At 67.2% G+C, this 15839-nt stretch carries 14 protein-coding genes and 4 pseudogenes; 12 read left to right on the forward strand and 6 right to left on the reverse strand.

Going from position 1 to position 15839, the window contains the following annotated elements; genetic code table 11:
- Positions 1-8 precede the first annotated feature (8 nt).
- The 3 genes and pseudogenes from ACSJDS_RS19160 (at position 9) to ltaE (ending at position 3444) form a co-directional block, all read left to right on the forward strand.
- The gene (locus ACSJDS_RS19160) at positions 9-1580 is read left to right on the forward strand and encodes a GNAT family N-acetyltransferase (protein ID WP_473034618.1); all 1572 of its coding nucleotides are present in this window, start codon (positions 9-11) and stop codon (positions 1578-1580) included.
- Between the two features lie 4 nt (positions 1581-1584).
- A pseudogene (locus ACSJDS_RS19165) lies at positions 1585-2456 on the forward strand (M90 family metallopeptidase).
- Positions 2437-3444 (forward strand): low-specificity L-threonine aldolase, encoded by a 1008-nt coding sequence (gene ltaE / locus ACSJDS_RS19170; protein WP_473034619.1) that lies wholly within the window; start codon positions 2437-2439, stop codon positions 3442-3444. Before ACSJDS_RS19165 ends, ltaE begins: the two are co-directional and overlap by 20 nt.
- Here the strand turns inward: ltaE and ACSJDS_RS19175 are convergent.
- Entirely contained in the window at positions 3434-4348 is a 915-nt protein-coding gene (locus ACSJDS_RS19175; protein ID WP_473034620.1) for a LysR family transcriptional regulator, read from the reverse strand. The genes ltaE and ACSJDS_RS19175 overlap by 11 nt on opposite strands.
- A gap of 113 nt (positions 4349-4461) precedes the next feature.
- On the opposite strand from ACSJDS_RS19175, the pseudogene ACSJDS_RS19180 reads away from it, so the two are divergent.
- Positions 4462-5534 (forward strand): annotated as a pseudogene (locus ACSJDS_RS19180) (tartrate dehydrogenase).
- Between the two features lie 79 nt (positions 5535-5613).
- Here the strand turns inward: ACSJDS_RS19180 and ACSJDS_RS19185 are convergent.
- The 3 genes from ACSJDS_RS19185 to ACSJDS_RS19195 are packed head-to-tail and all read right to left on the reverse strand — an operon-like array spanning position 5614 to position 7809.
- A complete protein-coding gene (locus ACSJDS_RS19185; RefSeq protein ID WP_473034621.1) occupies positions 5614-6246 on the reverse strand; it encodes a cytochrome b/b6 domain-containing protein in 633 nt (210 codons plus the stop codon).
- A gap of 1 nt (position 6247) precedes the next feature.
- Positions 6248-6871: a hypothetical protein gene (locus ACSJDS_RS19190; protein ID WP_473035081.1), complete on the reverse strand. Its 624-nt coding sequence runs from the start codon at positions 6869-6871 to the stop codon at positions 6248-6250.
- Positions 6757-7809, reverse strand: coding sequence for a hypothetical protein (locus ACSJDS_RS19195; RefSeq protein ID WP_473034622.1), 1053 nt, complete (start codon positions 7807-7809; stop codon positions 6757-6759). Before ACSJDS_RS19195 ends, ACSJDS_RS19190 begins: the two co-directional genes overlap by 115 nt.
- Positions 7810-8220: 411 nt before the next feature.
- On the opposite strand from ACSJDS_RS19195, the gene ACSJDS_RS19200 reads away from it, so the two are divergent.
- From ACSJDS_RS19200 to ACSJDS_RS19210, 3 genes are read left to right on the forward strand one after another with little or no spacing between them, the layout of a single operon-like run.
- Positions 8221-9141 carry an FAD-dependent oxidoreductase gene (locus ACSJDS_RS19200; RefSeq protein ID WP_473034623.1) on the forward strand — a complete coding sequence of 307 codons (921 nt, stop codon included), beginning with the start codon at positions 8221-8223 and terminating at the stop codon, positions 9139-9141.
- Entirely contained in the window at positions 9138-9614 is a 477-nt protein-coding gene (locus tag ACSJDS_RS19205) for a hypothetical protein (protein WP_473034624.1), read from the forward strand. Before ACSJDS_RS19200 ends, ACSJDS_RS19205 begins: the two co-directional genes overlap by 4 nt.
- A gap of 12 nt (positions 9615-9626) precedes the next feature.
- Positions 9627-9986 carry a hypothetical protein gene (locus tag ACSJDS_RS19210; protein WP_473034625.1) on the forward strand — a complete coding sequence of 120 codons (360 nt, stop codon included), beginning with the start codon at positions 9627-9629 and terminating at the stop codon, positions 9984-9986.
- 55 nt (positions 9987-10041) lie between these two features.
- On the opposite strand, the gene wrbA is transcribed toward ACSJDS_RS19210, so the two are convergent.
- Both wrbA and ACSJDS_RS19220 read right to left on the reverse strand, forming a co-directional pair.
- The gene (wrbA, locus tag ACSJDS_RS19215; protein WP_473034626.1) at positions 10042-10638 is read right to left on the reverse strand and encodes an NAD(P)H:quinone oxidoreductase; all 597 of its coding nucleotides are present in this window, start codon (positions 10636-10638) and stop codon (positions 10042-10044) included.
- Between the two features lie 107 nt (positions 10639-10745).
- On the reverse strand, positions 10746-11462 hold the full coding sequence (locus ACSJDS_RS19220) for a class I SAM-dependent methyltransferase (protein WP_473034627.1): 717 nt from the start codon (positions 11460-11462) through the stop codon (positions 10746-10748).
- A gap of 254 nt (positions 11463-11716) precedes the next feature.
- Here ACSJDS_RS19220 and ACSJDS_RS19225 point away from each other — a divergent pair, with 254 nt between their 5' ends.
- From ACSJDS_RS19225 to ACSJDS_RS19245, 5 genes and pseudogenes are all read left to right on the forward strand, one after another.
- Entirely contained in the window at positions 11717-12259 is a 543-nt protein-coding gene (locus ACSJDS_RS19225; protein WP_473034628.1) for a lipocalin family protein, read from the forward strand.
- A 120-nt stretch (positions 12260-12379) separates the two neighbouring features.
- Positions 12380-13365: pseudogene (locus ACSJDS_RS19230) on the forward strand (succinylglutamate desuccinylase).
- A gap of 247 nt (positions 13366-13612) precedes the next feature.
- The gene (locus ACSJDS_RS19235; RefSeq protein WP_473034629.1) at positions 13613-14383 is read left to right on the forward strand and encodes an ABC transporter ATP-binding protein; all 771 of its coding nucleotides are present in this window, start codon (positions 13613-13615) and stop codon (positions 14381-14383) included.
- Between the two features lie 12 nt (positions 14384-14395).
- Entirely contained in the window at positions 14396-15097 is a 702-nt protein-coding gene (locus ACSJDS_RS19240) for an ABC transporter permease (RefSeq protein ID WP_473034631.1), read from the forward strand.
- A 2-nt stretch (positions 15098-15099) separates the two neighbouring features.
- Positions 15100-15824, forward strand: a pseudogene (locus ACSJDS_RS19245) (ABC transporter permease).
- The last annotated feature ends 15 nt before the right edge of the window (positions 15825-15839 follow it).

Genomic DNA, 15839 nt, shown 5'->3' on the forward strand with positions numbered 1-15839 from the left:
GATGCGCCATGTCCCTCGACGATCTGCACCTCAACCTGCGCAACTTGACCCCCGAGGACTATCCGCAGCTCAAGGCGCTAATGGACCGGGTCTACGACGATATCGGCGGTGCCTGGCCGAAGCCCACCATCGACAAGCTGATCAAGGAGTTCCCCGACGGCCAGATCGCCATCGAGGACGACGAGACCATCGTCGGCGTGGCGCTGACCGCCCTGGTGGACTATGACACCTTCTCCAATCCGCACCAGTACGACGACCTGATCGGCAAGCGCGAGACCATCCTCAACGACCCCGACGGCGACGCCATGTACGGCCTCGACGTGCTGATCCACCCGGACTACCGCGGCTACCGGCTGGGCCGGCGGCTCTACGAGGCGCGCAAGGAGCTATGCCGCTCGATGAACCTGCGGGCGATACTGGCCGGCGGGCGCATTCCCCAGTACCACGAGCACGCCGAAGCGCTCTCGCCCGCCGAATACCTGGACCGAGTGGCACGCAAGGAGATCCACGACCCGATCCTCTCCTTCCAGCTGGCCAACGACTTCCAGGTCAAGCGCCTGCTGCGCAAGTACCTGCCCGAGGACGAGAAGTCCCAGGGCTTCGCGACGTTGCTGGAGTGGAACAACATCCTCTTCGAGCCCGCCGAGCGGGTGCTGGAGAACCGCCCCACCCAGGTGCGCGTCGGCGCCGTGCAGTGGCAGATGCGCGAGTTCGCATCGGTGGAGGCGGTGCTCCAGCAGGTGGAATACTTCGTCGATGCGCTCTCCGGCTACCAGAGCGACTTCGCGGTCTTTCCGGAGCTGTTCAACGCCCCGCTGATGGGCCTTCAGGACCGTGCCGCCCAGCAGGATCAGCAGGCGGCGATCCGCTTCCTGGCCGGCTTTACCGACCAGTTCGTCACTGAGCTGTCGCGTATGGCGGTGGCCTACAACATCAATATCGTCGCCGGCTCGATGATCGAGCTGCGCGAGGACGACCGCCTCTACAACGTCTGCTACCTGTGCCATCGCGACGGCAGCATCGAGCACCAGGACAAGCTGCATATCACGCCCCAGGAGCGCCGCGACTGGGTGATCGACGGCGGCGACGAGCTGCGCGTCTTCGACACCGACGCCGGCCGGGTGGGCATCCAGATCTGCTATGACGTGGAGTTTCCGGAGCTGTCGCGGCTGCTCGCCGACCAGGACATGGACATCCTCTTCGTGCCCTTCTGGACCGACACCAAGAACGGCTACCTGCGGGTGCGCCACTGCTCCCAGGCGCGGGCCATCGAGAACGAGTGCTACGTGGTGCTGTGCGGCAGCGTGGGCAACGTGCCCTCCATCGAGAACCTCGACATCCAGTACGCCCAGTCGTCGGTGTTCTCACCCTCGGACTTCGCCTTCCCCCACGACGCCGTGCTCTCCGAGACCACCCCCAACACCGAGATGGTGATGTTCTCGGACCTGGACCTGACGCGGCTCACGGTGGTCCGCGCCGAGGGCTCGGTGACCAACCTCAAGGACCGCCGCAAGGATCTGTTCGATCTGCGCTGGCGCGACTGGTCGTGGAAGTCCGGGGCCAACCTGGAGGAGAACTGACGCCATGCTGGGCAGGCTGCGCCGCTGGCGGGCGAAGACCTTCGAGGCACGCCACCCCTTCCCGGCCGATGCCTGGGCCGAGGCCCGCGGCCGGGTGCCGCTGCTGGCCGCGCTGTACGACGACGAGGCGGAGCGCCTGGGCCGGCGCGCCTGGCGTTTCTTGCACGCCAAGCGCCTGAGCCTGCACCCGGCGCTGGCCGAGGATACCCCCTTCGACCTGCCGGCCCAGCTGGCGCTGGCCGCCCAGGGCTGCCTGCTCACCCTGGGCTGGAGCGAGGCGGAGCACGATGACGCCTTCAGCGGCGTGCACGAGATCCTGATCCTGCCCGAGGCCTTCCGCCGCCAGGTGGAGGAGATGGACGAGTTCGGGGTGATGCACGAGTACGTCGACGAACGCGCCGGCGAAACCTCCTCCCAGGGGCCGGTGGTGGTGGCCTTTCCCGACCTGATGGAGAGCGGCGAGCTCTCCGGCTTCAACGTGGTGATCCACGAGCTGGCCCACAAGCTCGACCTGGGCAACTCCCTCGACGTGGACGGCTTCCGCCGCTGCCCCACGACATCGATCCGCGGGAGTGGCACCGGGTTTTCACGGGGGTCTGGGACGATCTTCAGGCGCGCCTCGCCCGCGGCGAGGCGACGCCCATCGACGACTACGCCGCCAGCCACCCCGGCGAGTGCTTCGCGGTCTGCTGCGAGGCCTTCTTCACCGCCCCCGACCTGCTCCACGAGGCCTACCCGGCGCTCTACACCCTGCTGGCCCGCTACTTCCGCCAGGATCCGCTGCCCCGGCTGGCGCTGGTCGAAGGCCACTCCCCCTCCCAGGACCATCACGATGACCGCGACCCGCGAGAGGCCCATGATCGATCTGCGCAGTGATACCGTGACCCGCCCCACCCCCGCCATGCGCGCCGCCATGGCCGACGCCCCGGTGGGCGACGACGTGCTCGGCGACGACCCCAGCGTCATCGCCTTCCAGGACGCCGTGGCCGAACGCGCCGGCAAGCCCGCGGCGCTGTTCTTTCCCTCGGGCACCCAGAGCAACCTGGCCGCCCTGCTGGCGCACTGCCAACGCGGCGACGAGTACATCGCCGGCCAGCAGGCCCACACCTACAAGTACGAGGGCGGCGGCGGCGCGGTGCTGGGCAGCATTCAGCCGCAGCCCATCGCCCACGCCGAGGACGGCTCGCTGCCGCTGGAGGCGATCGCCGCCGCCATCAAGCCGGTGGATTTTCACTTCGCCCGCACCCGACTGCTGGCACTGGAGAACACCATCGGCGGCAAGGTGCTCGACCCCGGCTACGTCGCGTCGGCCACCGACCTGGCCCGCGAGCACGGCCTGGCCACCCACCTGGACGGCGCCCGGCTGTTCAACGCCGCGGTGGCCAGCGACTCGCCGCTGGCCGCGCTCAGCGCGCCCTTCGACAGCGTTTCGCTGTGCTTCTCCAAGGGACTGGGGGCGCCGATGGGCTCGGTGCTGGTGGGCCCGGCACCGCTGATCGAGGCGGCACGCCGCTGGCGCAAGATGCTCGGCGGCGGCATGCGCCAGGCCGGCATCGCCGCCGCGGCCTGCCACCATGCCCTGAACCATCACGTCGCGTCGCTGGCGGACGACCACCGCCGGGCGGCGCGCCTGGCCCAGGGGCTGGCCGAGATCGAAGGTCTCGAGGTGCTTTCCCGGGCCACCAATATGGTCTTTCTGCGCGTGCCCCAGCCGCATACCGCCCCGCTCAAGGCGTGGCTGCGCGAGCGCGGCATCCTCATCGAGGTGCTCTACGCCACACGCCTGGTGACCCACCGCGACCTCGACGACGACGCCATCGAGCAGGTGATCGAGGCCGTGCGCGCCTACTTCGTCACCCGCTGAGCGCCGGCACCCGCTCCGGCAGCCTTGCCTCGAGAAAGTCGATGAAGGCGCGAATCCGCGCCGGCACATGCCGGCGCTGCTGATAGACGGCGTGGAAATCGGCGCGCACCCCCTGCCATTGGGGCAGCAGCGCGACCAGGGCGCCGCTCTCCAGGTGCTCGTGCACATCCCACCAGGAGCGCAGGGCGATGCCATGGCCGTCCAGCGCCAGACGCACGATCACCTCGCCGTCGTTGCTGGCCAGCGGCCCGGTCACCTTCACCGCCTGCTCGGCGTCGCCGCCGCGCGGCTGGAAGCGCCACACGGCGTAGTCGCTGTCGTTCTCGCGCAGCACCAGGCAGGGGTGGCCGGCGAGATCCGCCGGGGCCTCGAGGGGCGGCATCCTGCTCAGATAGGCGGGCGCGGCGCACAGCACCCGTCGGTTGACCAGGATGCGCCGCGCCACCTGCCGGGAATCGGGCGGCTCGCCCACCCGGATGCCGATATCGACGCCGCGGTCGCCGAGGCTCATCGGGAAGTTGGAGAGCTCCAGCGCCCCCTCCACGCCGGGGTGCCGCGCGCAGAAGGCCGAGAGCAGCGGGGCCACGTGGCGTCGCCCGAAGCCGAAGGTAGCATTGAGACGCAGCGGCCCGGAGAGCGCCGCCTGCTGCTCGCCCAGCGCCTCTTCCAGCTCGGCAAGCTCCTCGAGGATGGCCGCCCCGCGCTGCAGGTAACGCTCGCCTTCCGCCGTCAGCGAGAGGCGACGCGTGGTGCGGCTGGCCAGCTCCACCCCCAGTCGCGTCTCCAGCTGCTTGAGCCGCTTGCTCACCGCCGACAGCGACAGCCCCAGCTCACGGGCCGTAGCGGTCAGACTCCCGGCGTGGGCGAGACGCTGGAAGAAGGCCAGATCATCGAGCGGGGCCACCTTATTCTCCACTTTCAGTCAACAATACATTGCATTATAGCCTGATTATCATTGCCATGGCGGGCGCTACACTGGTGGCAGCTATTCTCACGAACACCACAGCGGAGATTCCCATGGCACATCGCATTGCGGTCATTCCCGGCGACGGCATCGGCAAGGAGGTCATGCCCGAGGGCCTGCGCGCCCTGGAAGCCGCGGCCAAGCGCTTCGGCATCGAGCTTGAGCTTGCGCACTTCGACTTCGCCAGCTGCGACTACTACGCCGAGCACGGTCAGATGCTGCCCGACGACTGGTTCGAGCAGCTCAAGGACGTCGACGCCATCTTCTACGGCGCCGTGGGCTGGCCGGACACCGTGCCCGACCATATCTCGCTGTGGGGGTCGCTGCTGCAGTTCCGCCGCCGCTTCGACCAGTACATCAACCTGCGCCCCTGCAAGCTGCTACCCGGCATCAAGAGCCCGCTGGCGGACAGACAGCCCGGCGATATCGATTTCTACGTGGTGCGGGAAAACACCGAGGGGGAGTACTCCAGCGTCGGCGGCAAGATGTTCGAGGGTACCGACCGCGAAGTGGTGATCCAGGAAACGGTGATGACCCGCCACGGCGTCGACCGGGTGCTGAAGTTCGCCTATGAGCTGGCCCAGTCACGGCCGCGAAAGAAACTCACCTCGGCCACCAAGTCCAACGGCATCGCCATCACCATGCCCTGGTGGGACGAGCGGGTAGCCGCCATGGGGCGAACTACCCCGAGGTGAGCGTCGATCAGTTCCATATCGATATCCTCACCGCCAACTTCGTGATGCACCCGGACTGGTTCGACGTGGTGGTGGCCAGCAACCTGTTCGGCGACATCCTCTCCGATCTGGGCCCGGCCTGCACCGGCACCATCGGGGTGGCCCCCTCGGCCAACATCAACCCGGAGGGCACCTTCCCGAGTCTCTTCGAGCCGGTCCACGGCAGCGCCCCAGACATCGCCGGCAAGGGCATCGCCAACCCCATCGGACAGATCTGGTCGGCCGCCATGATGCTCGAGCACCTGGGCCATCCGCAGGCCGCGGCCGCCATCGTCGACGCCTTCGAGGCAGTGCTGGCCGAGGGCGACAAGGCGGTGCTCACCCCCGACGTGGGCGGCAGCGGCACCACCGAGACGCTGGGCCGGGCCATTGCGGCACGCCTCGCGGGCTGATCCTTCCGCCCTTCTTCTCCGAAAAGCGAAGCGTCCCCCGCCATGGCGGGGACGCTTTGTGGTTCAGGGCGCCGGCTGATCAGGGCGCCCGCGGCGGATGCTTTACCTGGCCCTCATCGTGGACCTCCTCCCAGCCGGTCACCATCGCCTTGATATGCGCCAGGGGCGTATGGCCGGCGGTGGCCAGATAGACGTGGATGATCAGGAAGGCCAGCATCAGGAAGGCACCCAGGGCGTGCAGCCAAGCCACCTGCTCGAGACCCAGCCAGATCGGCACGCTGTCGCGCACGCTGCCCCAGAACAGATAGAGCAGACCGGAAATCCACACCAGGGGGTTGATCACCAGCTTGACGCCCAGGTAGGCCAGACGCTGCAGGGGGTTGTGCTTGCGCTCCACGGTGATCCGGTAGGGGTGCGGCGCCCCGACGAAGATCCCGTGGGCGTAGTAGCGCACCATGGCACCGATGCGCTCGACGGTGGGAATGTAGTGCTTCCACTGACCGGTAGTGAAGTGCCAGAAAATGGCGAACACCCAGAGGCCGATCAGCAGCCAGGCCGCCGCCTCGTGCACGCGCACCGCCGTTTCGAAGCCGACCAGGCCGTGCACGCCGCGAATCGCGAAACCGGTGAACAGCAGGGTGAGGATCAGCGCCGCCTGGGCCCAGTGCCAGAAACGCTCGAAGCGGGTGAAGAGGTAGAGTCGCTCGCTCATATCAGTGCCCCTTGCTGCGGTTGCGAGTGGCTAAGCGCATGGCCCCGTGGCCTAGCGCGCCCAGCAGGACCAGGCCGGCCAGGCCGAAGCCGAAGCGGTCGAGCAACTGATGGCGATCCCGGCCCGGCATCCAGACCCCCTCCACCCCGGCCAGGCGGCCGTCATCGGCATGGCAGGAGGCGCAGTCCAGGGCCATCTCGGTGGGCGCCACCATGTGGGTGATGGGCCACAGCATCGCCGTGTCGACGAAGTCGTATTCGCCGCTGAACGGCTGGCCCGCCAGCTCGGTGCCGGCCTGGAGCGCCTTGTCCCAGTCGAAGTTGAACCAGAAGGCAGTCTCGTTGCCGGGTATTGCCACCTGCGGCTTGAGCAGCGTGTTGTGCACGGTATCGTAGGGCTGCTTGCCCAGCGCCCGCTTGACTGGCCAGATGCGGGAGTCCTCGGCGCCCGGCATTCCATGGTAGGGGTTCAACTGCACGCGCTCGCTGGGGTCGATCAGCGTTTCCCCCGTCACGAAGGTGGTGTTGCCGTCCCACCACAGGTACTCGGGCACCACGTTGATCTCAGCCACGAAGTCCCCTTTCCTGCTGTCATAGGCAATGAAGCCGTTTTCATCCCTGCGCAGGAAAGGATTGCCCTCCTCATCCAGCTGGCCCGCCGTGGACCAGTCCCATGCCATTCGGGTCGGCACGCCGCCGCGGGCCATCTCGGGATATGACACGTCTGGCAGGCCAGCGCCCGAGTGTGCTCGTTGAGCCGCTGGGCGTGCGTGCCGGTCTCGTGGGGCTGACTGCCATGGCAAGCCTGGCAGGTGGCGGGGTTGCGATCCGCCTGGCTGCCGCGAGTGAGCGCCGGATGCGCATCCACTGCGGTGCCCTGGATGCGGCTGCCAGGCACGTCATGGCCTTCGGTCTGGTGGCAGGTACTGCAGCTGAAGTCGAGCCCCTCGGCATCCATATGGACGTCGAGCTCCCGGGGTGGGTGGAAGAGCGATGAGTCCAGGTCGCCGTGCTTCACCCCGTCGCCGCCGCCACCGTAGAAGTGGCAGGTGCCGCAGGTCTCGCGGGAGGATGCCCCCACGTTCCGGGCGGCAAGGGTCAGATCGGTCAGCTCATCGTTGGGCCAGCCGGCCCAGCCGCCCTTTTTCACATAGTCGCCGGTATTGTGGCAGGCCAGGCAATCGACCCGGCTCTCGACGGAGAAGTCGAAGGTATCGTCCTCCCAGCCATAGCCCACGTGACACGCCTGGCAGAAGCCCTCATTGGACTGGTCGGCAATGCAGAAGGTATTGAGCATGGTGCGCTTGCCCAGCCGCTCACCGCTGTGGGGGTTCTCGTAGTCCCAGGTCCAGTGGCGGGTCCCCATTACCTGCCGGGCGGCCTCGGTGTGGCAGCTCAAGCAGGCCTCGGTGACCTGCTCTGCGCTATCGAACGGCCCTTGAAGTTCGTCAAAGGCGGTATGGTCCGCCGTGCTGGCCATCACCCCCGATGCCAGCATAAGGCCCAGCAGCCCCACTATGAGCACCGGCAGCCTTCGCCACCGTATCTTGTCGGTATCGGTCATTGCGCTATTCCCCTTGCTGCAGCCTGCGCCTCTCGTCGTGGGGCGCTTTGTCGTGTTGTCACGGCCTCCACCCCCACCCAGGGCAGCGGTGCGAAGGATCAAGGAAAGTCTGGCAAAGCCGCAGCAGGACAAACTGACCGGGATCAACAAATACAGACAAAGAAATCAAGACTTTTGTCTTGCCTTGCAGTCATAAATGCAAGGCAACATGACGTGCGTCAAACCGCCACAGCCCGCCTTCGCGGCGAGAAACCCCAGCCGAAATAGCAAAAGGTGGAATATCCATATAGCGAGAGATCGAATATTGATATGCGTCAATGCGCCGCAGCCGCTGGCGAGACAGAATGGATACTAAGGAAATAAAATTATAAGGATATAACCATAATTTCCATTTGATACGCGAGAAACCCCATGACACACCACCCCCCCTTTGCCGGCCGACTCGACCGTCGCCAGCTGCTCAAGCTGGGCCTTGGCGTCGGTGCCGCCAGCCTGCTGCCCCTGGGCAGCCTGCAGGCCAACACGCTCTCCACTTCGGCCCATGTGGTCATCCTCGGCGGCGGCGCCGCCGGCATGGCCATGGCCAACCGGCTCGCCCGCCGGCTGGACGGCGGGCGCATCTCCCTCGTCGAACCCCGCGAGATCCACCACTATCAGCCGGGCTGGACCCTGGTGGCCTCCGGCGTCTGGCACCCGGAAAAGACCACCCGCCCCAACGCCAACTTCGTACCCGCCGGCGTGGAGTGGGTACGCCAGCCCGCCGTGGGTATCGATGCCGAGCGCCGCCGGGTCTCGCTCGCCGATGCCAGCGAGCTGGAATACGACTACCTGGTGGTGGCCACCGGGTTACAGCTCAACTACCACCTGATCGACGGCATGTCGCCGGATCTGGTGGGCAGCCACGGCATCGGCAGCGTCTACGCCAGCATCGAGGGCGCCGCCCGCACCCGTGACGCCATCGACGCCTGGATCACCACCGGCGGCGGCAAGGGCCTCTTCACCGCCGCCCCGACGCCGGTGAAGTGTGCCGGCGCGCCTCTGAAGATGACCTTCACGACGCTGTCGCGGCTGGAGGCAACCGGTCATCGCGACGACTTTCAGGTCGATTTCCTGGCCCCGGGGGAGGCGCTGTTCAGCCAGCCCTGGGTCAACGACTTCGTCAAGCAGCGCTTCGACGACCAGGGCGTCACGCGACGCCACCACTATCGGCTCACCGCCATCGACCCGGGGCGCGGCAGGCGGAGTTCGCCTTCGTCGGCCCGGACAGCGAGTTCACCTCCCACCATGAGCTGCGCGAGGCGGCGTTCACCCAGGAGGGCGAACGCACGGTGATCGCCGACTACGACTTCATCCACGTGGTGCCGCCGATGAGCGCCCCGGACTTCGTCAAGGCAAGCGACCTGATCGCCCGCGAGGGGCCCTTCCGCGACGAGTGGCTGGATGTGGATATTCACACCCTGCAGCACCACCGCTATCCGGAGGTTTTCGGCATCGGCGATGTGATCGGCGCACCGATCAACAAGACCGCCGCCAGCGTCAAGGCCCAGGCCCCGGTGGTGGAGGCCAACCTGCTGGCCCAGATGCAGGAGCAGCCGCTGCCGGCCCGCCACAACGGCTATACCTCCTGCCCGATGATCACCGGCATCGGCAAGGCGATGCTGGTGGAGTTCGGCTATGACAATAACCTGGACTTCCTGCCCTCCTTCCCCTTCATCGATCCCCGGGACGAGTCCTGGGTCGCCTGGGTGATGAAGGATCGCATGCTGCAGCCGGCCTACTATGCCGTGCTGGAAGGCCAGGCCTGAGGAGACCCGACGATGACGATTCAAGGTGCACTGACCATCCTGATGTACGCCCTGGCCCCCTTCCTGTGGCTGATCGTGGCCGGGGTGAGCGTGCTGGTGATCGCCCAGCTGGTGGCCCGGCTGCGCGGCTATCGCGCGCTCCAGTATCGCTGCTGGGGGACCAACCTGGCGGCGCTGGCGATTGGCCTCTCGGGACTCTGGTGGATTCCCCTCTTCACCCATTCGCGGCTGGCCTATGTGGCAACGCCATTCGATTGGGTGGCCATGATCGGCGCCGTCATCGGCCTGGCGCTCGCCGCCTGGCTGGTGCTGCATCCGCTCAGCTATCTGGTGCGAGGGGGGCGCCTTCGGCAACCCGCTCAGTTCAGCTGACGACCGAACCCCACCCGGGCCTCCGGGCGGGGTGCCATAGGGAGTATAGAAAGCCTCAGGCGGCGAGCTTGGCGGCAATGGTCGCCACGTGTTCGCCCTGGAAGCGAGCCAGCTCGAGCTCGGTATCGCTGGGCTGTCGCGAGCCGTCGGCGCCGGCGATGGTGGCCGCCCCGTAGGGCGAGCCCCCCTTGACCTCCGACAGGTCGAACTGAGAATCCTGCCCGTAGCCGATCGGCACGATCACCATGCCGTGGTGGGCCAGAGTGACCCAGGTGGAGAGAATGGTCGACTCATTGCCGCCGCCGGTACCGGTGGAGGTAAACACGCTGGCCACCTTGCCGCGCAGGCCGCCGCTGGCCCAGAGCCCACCGGTCTGATCAAGGAAGGTGCGCAGCTGCCCCGCCATGTTGCCGAAGCGGGTCGGGGTGCCGAAGATCACGGCATCGTAGTCGGCCATCTCCTGGGGGGTTGCCTCGGGCGTGTCGAGGGCCTTACCGCCGGCCTTGGCGAAAGCGTCAGGGTCCATGGTCTCGGGGACTCGCTTGACGGTCACCTCGACCCCGGCTACCCCGCTGGCACCCTCGGCCACCGCCCTGGCCAGGGTATCGATATGGCCATACATGGAGTAATAGAGCACGAGCACCTTGGTCATGGTCACTCTCCTTCTGCTGGATAATGGGGTATCCGACGAATCACGCCCTCAGCATAGAAGGGGTAGCGGTGAACAAAAGCGAAGCTTTTCGACCCCAGACATCGATCTTATCGAACCGAGCGGCGCCACACCCCCTCCAGGATGCGCACCTTGCCAGCCGCCAGGTTGTCACGCAGGTTGCGCCCCATGACCGGGAAGTCGTCGCCGAAGATCAGCGATGGGCCCGGCAGGGCGGCCGGCACCGCACCGGCGACTTCGCGCCGGCTGCGCTCGCGTCGCCAGGCCAGCGCCGCCTCGGTCACGTCGCGTACCGCCAGCGGTTCGAAGCCGGCCTGGGCCAGGGTGCGCTCGAGCTCGCCGCGGTCGCGCAGATGGCTGGTCGCCGCGCTGCGCGCCCAGGGCACCGGCAGCACCAGCGGCTCGCGGTTGTCGCCGGCCACGACCTCGTGAAGCAGCACTCGCCCTCCGGGCACCAGCAGGCGACGCCACTCGGCCAGCACCCGCGGCACTTGGGGCATGTTCATCAGCGCATGCTGGCACCAGACGGCGTCGAAACGCGCGTCCGGCAGCGGGGCCTGGGCGGCATCGGCGCACAGGAAGCGGGTCTGGGCGGCCATGCCGGTGGCCTCGCTCAGCCACTCGGCCACCTCAATGAAAGCCGCGGTGATGTCCAGGCCCACCACCCGGCAGCCTGCCTCGGCGGCCAGCAGCCGGCTGGCCCCGCCGGTGCCGCAGCCCACGTCCAGCAACCGTTCCCCGGGGCTCAGCTCCCCCGCGCCGCCAACGAGCGGCTGGCGCTGCGCCCCCCAGGTGGAGTTGATCAATGCCCGCCACCTCATCCAGGGTCAGCCGGTCCGGGTCGCAGCCTGCCTCCCGGAAGGCCTTGCGCAGCCGAAGCATCAGGCTTTCCCGCCCCCGGCGGCAAGGGCATCATAGTGGTCATTGAGATGGCGGACGTGGTCGGTCATGGCGGCCTCCTGGCTGGGACAGGCGGTCAGTCTAGCTCGGCGTCGCCACTGGCCCCATCCTGCCAAGGTCACAGCCGCCGCCTGCGCGGCCCCACGACAAGGAGTCGCCGATGTTCCGCCACCTCCTGCTCGCCCCGCTGGGCGCCGCCCTGCTGCTGGCCGGCTGCACCGGGATTCCCAAGGGGACCGAGCCCGTCACCGGCTTCGAGCTCGATCGCTACCTCGGCCAGTGGTACGAGATCGCCCGCCTCGACCACTCCTTCGAGCGCGGCCTGGACTGCGTCACCGCCGACTATTCCCGACGCGACGACGGCGGCGTGCGGGTGATCAACCGCGGTGTGAACCTGAGCGAAGGCGAGGTGGACGAGGCCGAGGGGCGCGCCTATTTCATCGGCGACGAAGACGTCGGCCGTCTCAAGGTGAGCTTCTTCGGCCCCTTCTACGGCGGCTATAACATCCTCGAGCTTGACGAGGCATACCAGTGGGTGCTGGTCGCCGGCCCCGACCGCCGCTATCTCTGGATCCTGGCGCGCGACCCGCAGCTCGATGCCGCCACCTATGAGGGCCTGGTGGCCAGCGCCGAACGCATGGCCTTTCCGGTCGACGAGCTGATCGAGGTGGACCAGGGCGAGGCCTGCGCGCCCTGGCGCTGAGGCCGGGCGTGAATTTCACTATCGCACCCGCGCTTTCACCAGCCCGACTCCGGGGCTTGTGGGAAAGTGCACGGCGCCGGAAGGTGGCCCGAGTCTTTTCACACGATCAGGATAGCGGCCATGCTGGCGGAATGGATCGACCTCAGCCTGGAAGGCACCCCCCGCCCCGAACCGACGGCGCGGTGCGGGGCGGACACTTCACGATTCTCGGGCCGGGCATTCTCGAACTCACCCCCGATACGCCGGCCGAGGATGCCCGCGCCTGCGTGCTGTCGGTGGGCATTCATGGCAATGAGACCGCCCCCATCGAGCTGCTCGGCGACTGCCTGGCCCGACTCGAGGCCGGCCTGACTCGCCTGGGCGCCCCCGCGCTGGTGATCCTCGGCAACCTGGAGGCCATTCGCCAGGGCCGGCGCTTCGTGACCACCAATCTCAACCGACTGTTTCGCCGCGACCTCGGCGAGCGCGGGATGGAACCCGACCGGGCGCGCAAGCTGATGGTCAGCGTGGATGACTTCTTCGCCCGCCACCCCGGGCGGGAGCGCCTGCACTACGACCTGCACACGGCGATCCGCGACAGTCGCTACCCGCGCTTCGTAGTCGAGCCCTTCGCCGAAACGTCCACCCGGCCCGAACAGTGGCGCTGGCTGGCCGGGGCCGATATTCAGGCGGTGCTGCATCAGCACCAGCACAGCTGGACCTTCTCCCACTACGCCAAGCACTATCACGGCGCCCAGGCCTTCACCCTGGAGCTGGGCCGCGCCCTGCCCTTCGGCCACAACGACCTAGCGCCGCTGGCGCCCATGGGGCGGCTGCTCACGGCGCTGCTCGAGGGGCGCGAGCCATTCGGCGCCGCCCCCGAGCGCATGGCCTACTTCCGGGTCGCCCACGAGCTGATGCGCCAGGACCACGACTTCAGGCTCTGCTTTCCCGACGACACGCCCAACTTCACGGAGTTCGCTCCCGGCACGCGTCTCGCCGAGGATGGCAAGGCGGGCCCCTTCACGGTGGGCGAGTCGCCGATGCGGGTGGTCTTTCCCAATGCCCAGGTGGAAGTCGGCGCCAGGGCGGCGCTGCTGGTGGCACCCAGCGCTCCACCGGACTAACCCCGCGACCTGGCAGCGATTGCTGCACAGGCGCCAAACCTTAGTGAAATACTCGACTCAACAACAACAATCCGGAGATATCCCATGATTCGACACCACCATGATTGCCACCAAGGTCGAATGGCACTACCGCCAAGCCAGTCTGTCGAAAAGCGCCGGGCCTGTTAGAATCGCCTCCTTTTCGTGCCAGCCCGCTTGACCGGCCCGTCGCCGCTGCCGGCGATATGCCCCGACCTGGAGCCTCAACATGGCCGATACCCCGATTCCGCTCGAGGTGCGCAACATCAAGAAACGCTTCGGCGATACCGAAGTCCTCAAGGGCCTCTCGCTTGCGGCCCATAAGGGGGACGTCATCACCCTGATCGGCGCCTCCGGCTCCGGCAAGAGCACCTTCCTGCGCTGCATGAACCTGCTCGAACAGCCGGACGAAGGCGACCTGATCGTCCACGGCGAACCGATTCGCTTCAAGCAGACCCGCCACGGCCGCGAGCCCGCCGACTGGAAGCAGGTGGTGCAGATGCGCGCCAAGCTCTCCATGGTCTTCCAGAGCTTCAATCTCTGGGCCCATATGACCCTGCTCGAGAACATCATCGAGGCGCCGGTGCACGTGCTCGGCAAGCCGAAGAAGGAGGCCATCGAGCAGGCCAGGGCGCTGCTTGAGCGCGTCGGCCTCACCGCCCGGGCCGATGCCTATCCGGCGCAGATGTCCGGCGGCCAGCAGCAGCGCGGCGCCATCGCCCGGGCGCTGGCCATGGACCCCGAGGTGATGCTGTTCGATGAGCCCACCTCGGCGCTGGACCCGGAGCTGGTCGGCGATGTCCTCAAGGTCATGCGCGACCTGGCCGACGAGGGCCGCACCATGGTGGTGGTGACCCACGAGATGAGCTTCGCCCGGGACGTCTCCAGCGAAGTGATCTACCTCCACCAGGGCCTGGTGGAAGAGGCCGGCCCGCCCCTGGAGGTGCTGGGCAACCCGCAGTCGCCGCGTCTCCAGCAGTTCCTGGCGCCGAAGTACTGAGGATACTCCATCATGCTCGACCTACACGGCTACGGCCCAAGGCTGCTGGAAGGCGCCGGGGTCACCCTCCAGCTGGCGATTCTCTCGCTGGCGCTGGCCATCGTGCTGGGGCTGCTCACCGCCAGCGCCAAGATGTCCCGCAGCTGGCTGCTGCACAAGATCGCCACTGTCTACACCACCCTGATCCGCGGCGTGCCGGACCTGGTGCTGATGATGCTGCTGTTCTTCGGCGGCCAGATGGCGCTAAACGTGGTCACGGACGCCCTCTACGACCGCTTCGGCGTCGACTGGTACATCAACCTCAACGCCTTCGCCGCCGGAGTGCTGACCATCGGCTTCATCTTCGGCGCTTACATGGGCGAGACCTTCCGCGGTGCCTTCATGGCCGTGGACCACGGCCAGATCGAGGCGGGCAAGGCCTACGGCATGAGCCCCTGGCTAGTGTTTCGCCGCATCCGCTTTCCGCTGATGATGCGCCACGCCCTGCCCGGGCTCTCCAACAACTGGATGGTGCTGCTCAAGACCACCGCCCTGGTGTCGATCATCGGTCTCACCGATATGGTGCGGGTCGCCGCCGAGGCCTCCCGAGCCACCCATGAGCCCTTCACCTTCCTGATCCCGGTGGCACTCATCTATCTGCTGATCGCCTCGCTATCGGAGTGGATCTTCGCGCGGCTGCAGAAGCGCTACAACGTCGGCTTCGGGGAGCACTGAACATGGAGATTCTCGCCTGGTTCCATGAGCTGCTGGACGACAACCTGATCTTTACCCCCAGACGCTGGGCTACTACTGGGATGGCCTGGTCGTCACCGTTCAGCTGGTGTTCCTGTCGCTGCTGATCGGCCTGGTGCTGGCGGTGCCCCTGGCCATCGGGCGCAGCTCGAAGCATCGCTGGATCAGCCTGCCGATCTACGCCTACACCTATGTGTTCCGCGGCACGCCGCTGCTGATCCAGCTCTACATCATCTACTATGGGGTAGTGTTCTTCGACGGCATCCAGGAGACCTTCCTGTGGCCGCTGCTGCGCGAGGCCTTCTACCCGGCGCTGATCGCCTTCACCCTGAACACGGCGGCCTACACCACCGAGATCTTCCGCGGCGCCATCAAGGCGACCCCCAAGGGCGAGATCGAGGCGGCCCGGGCCTACGGCATGTCCCGAGCGCTGATGATGCGACGCATCATCCTGCCCAGTGCCTTCCGCCGCGCCCTGCCGGCCTACGGCAACGAGGTGATCTTCATGCTGCATGCCAGTGCGATTGCCAGCGTGGTCACGCTGATGGACCTCACCGGGGCGGCACGCTTCGTCTACGCGCGCTTCTATGCTCCCTTCGAGGCCTTCATCTTCGTGGCGGTGATCTATCTCTGCCTGACGTTTGCCATCCTCTTCTTCTTCCGCTACCTGGAGAAGCGACTGCTGGCGCATCTCAAGCCCCAGAGCTGAGGGGGCGTCAGCGTC

It is taken from the genome of Halomonas sp. SL18_1, assembly GCF_055755715.1.

Coding starts and splice junctions, on each gene's coding strand:
- ACSJDS_RS19160 (WP_473034618.1), top strand. CDS start 9: ATGTCCCTCGACGATCTGCACCTCAACCTGCGCAACTTGACCCCCGAG.
- ltaE (WP_473034619.1), top strand. CDS start 2,437: ATGATCGATCTGCGCAGTGATACCGTGACCCGCCCCACCCCCGCCATG.
- ACSJDS_RS19185 (WP_473034621.1), bottom strand. CDS start 6,246: ATGAGCGAGCGACTCTACCTCTTCACCCGCTTCGAGCGTTTCTGGCAC.
- ACSJDS_RS19195 (WP_473034622.1), bottom strand. CDS start 7,809: ATGACCGATACCGACAAGATACGGTGGCGAAGGCTGCCGGTGCTCATA.
- ACSJDS_RS19200 (WP_473034623.1), top strand. CDS start 8,221: ATGACACACCACCCCCCCTTTGCCGGCCGACTCGACCGTCGCCAGCTG.
- ACSJDS_RS19210 (WP_473034625.1), top strand. CDS start 9,627: ATGACGATTCAAGGTGCACTGACCATCCTGATGTACGCCCTGGCCCCC.
- wrbA (WP_473034626.1), bottom strand. CDS start 10,638: ATGACCAAGGTGCTCGTGCTCTATTACTCCATGTATGGCCATATCGAT.
- ACSJDS_RS19225 (WP_473034628.1), top strand. CDS start 11,717: ATGTTCCGCCACCTCCTGCTCGCCCCGCTGGGCGCCGCCCTGCTGCTG.
- ACSJDS_RS19235 (WP_473034629.1), top strand. CDS start 13,613: ATGGCCGATACCCCGATTCCGCTCGAGGTGCGCAACATCAAGAAACGC.
- ACSJDS_RS19240 (WP_473034631.1), top strand. CDS start 14,396: ATGCTCGACCTACACGGCTACGGCCCAAGGCTGCTGGAAGGCGCCGGG.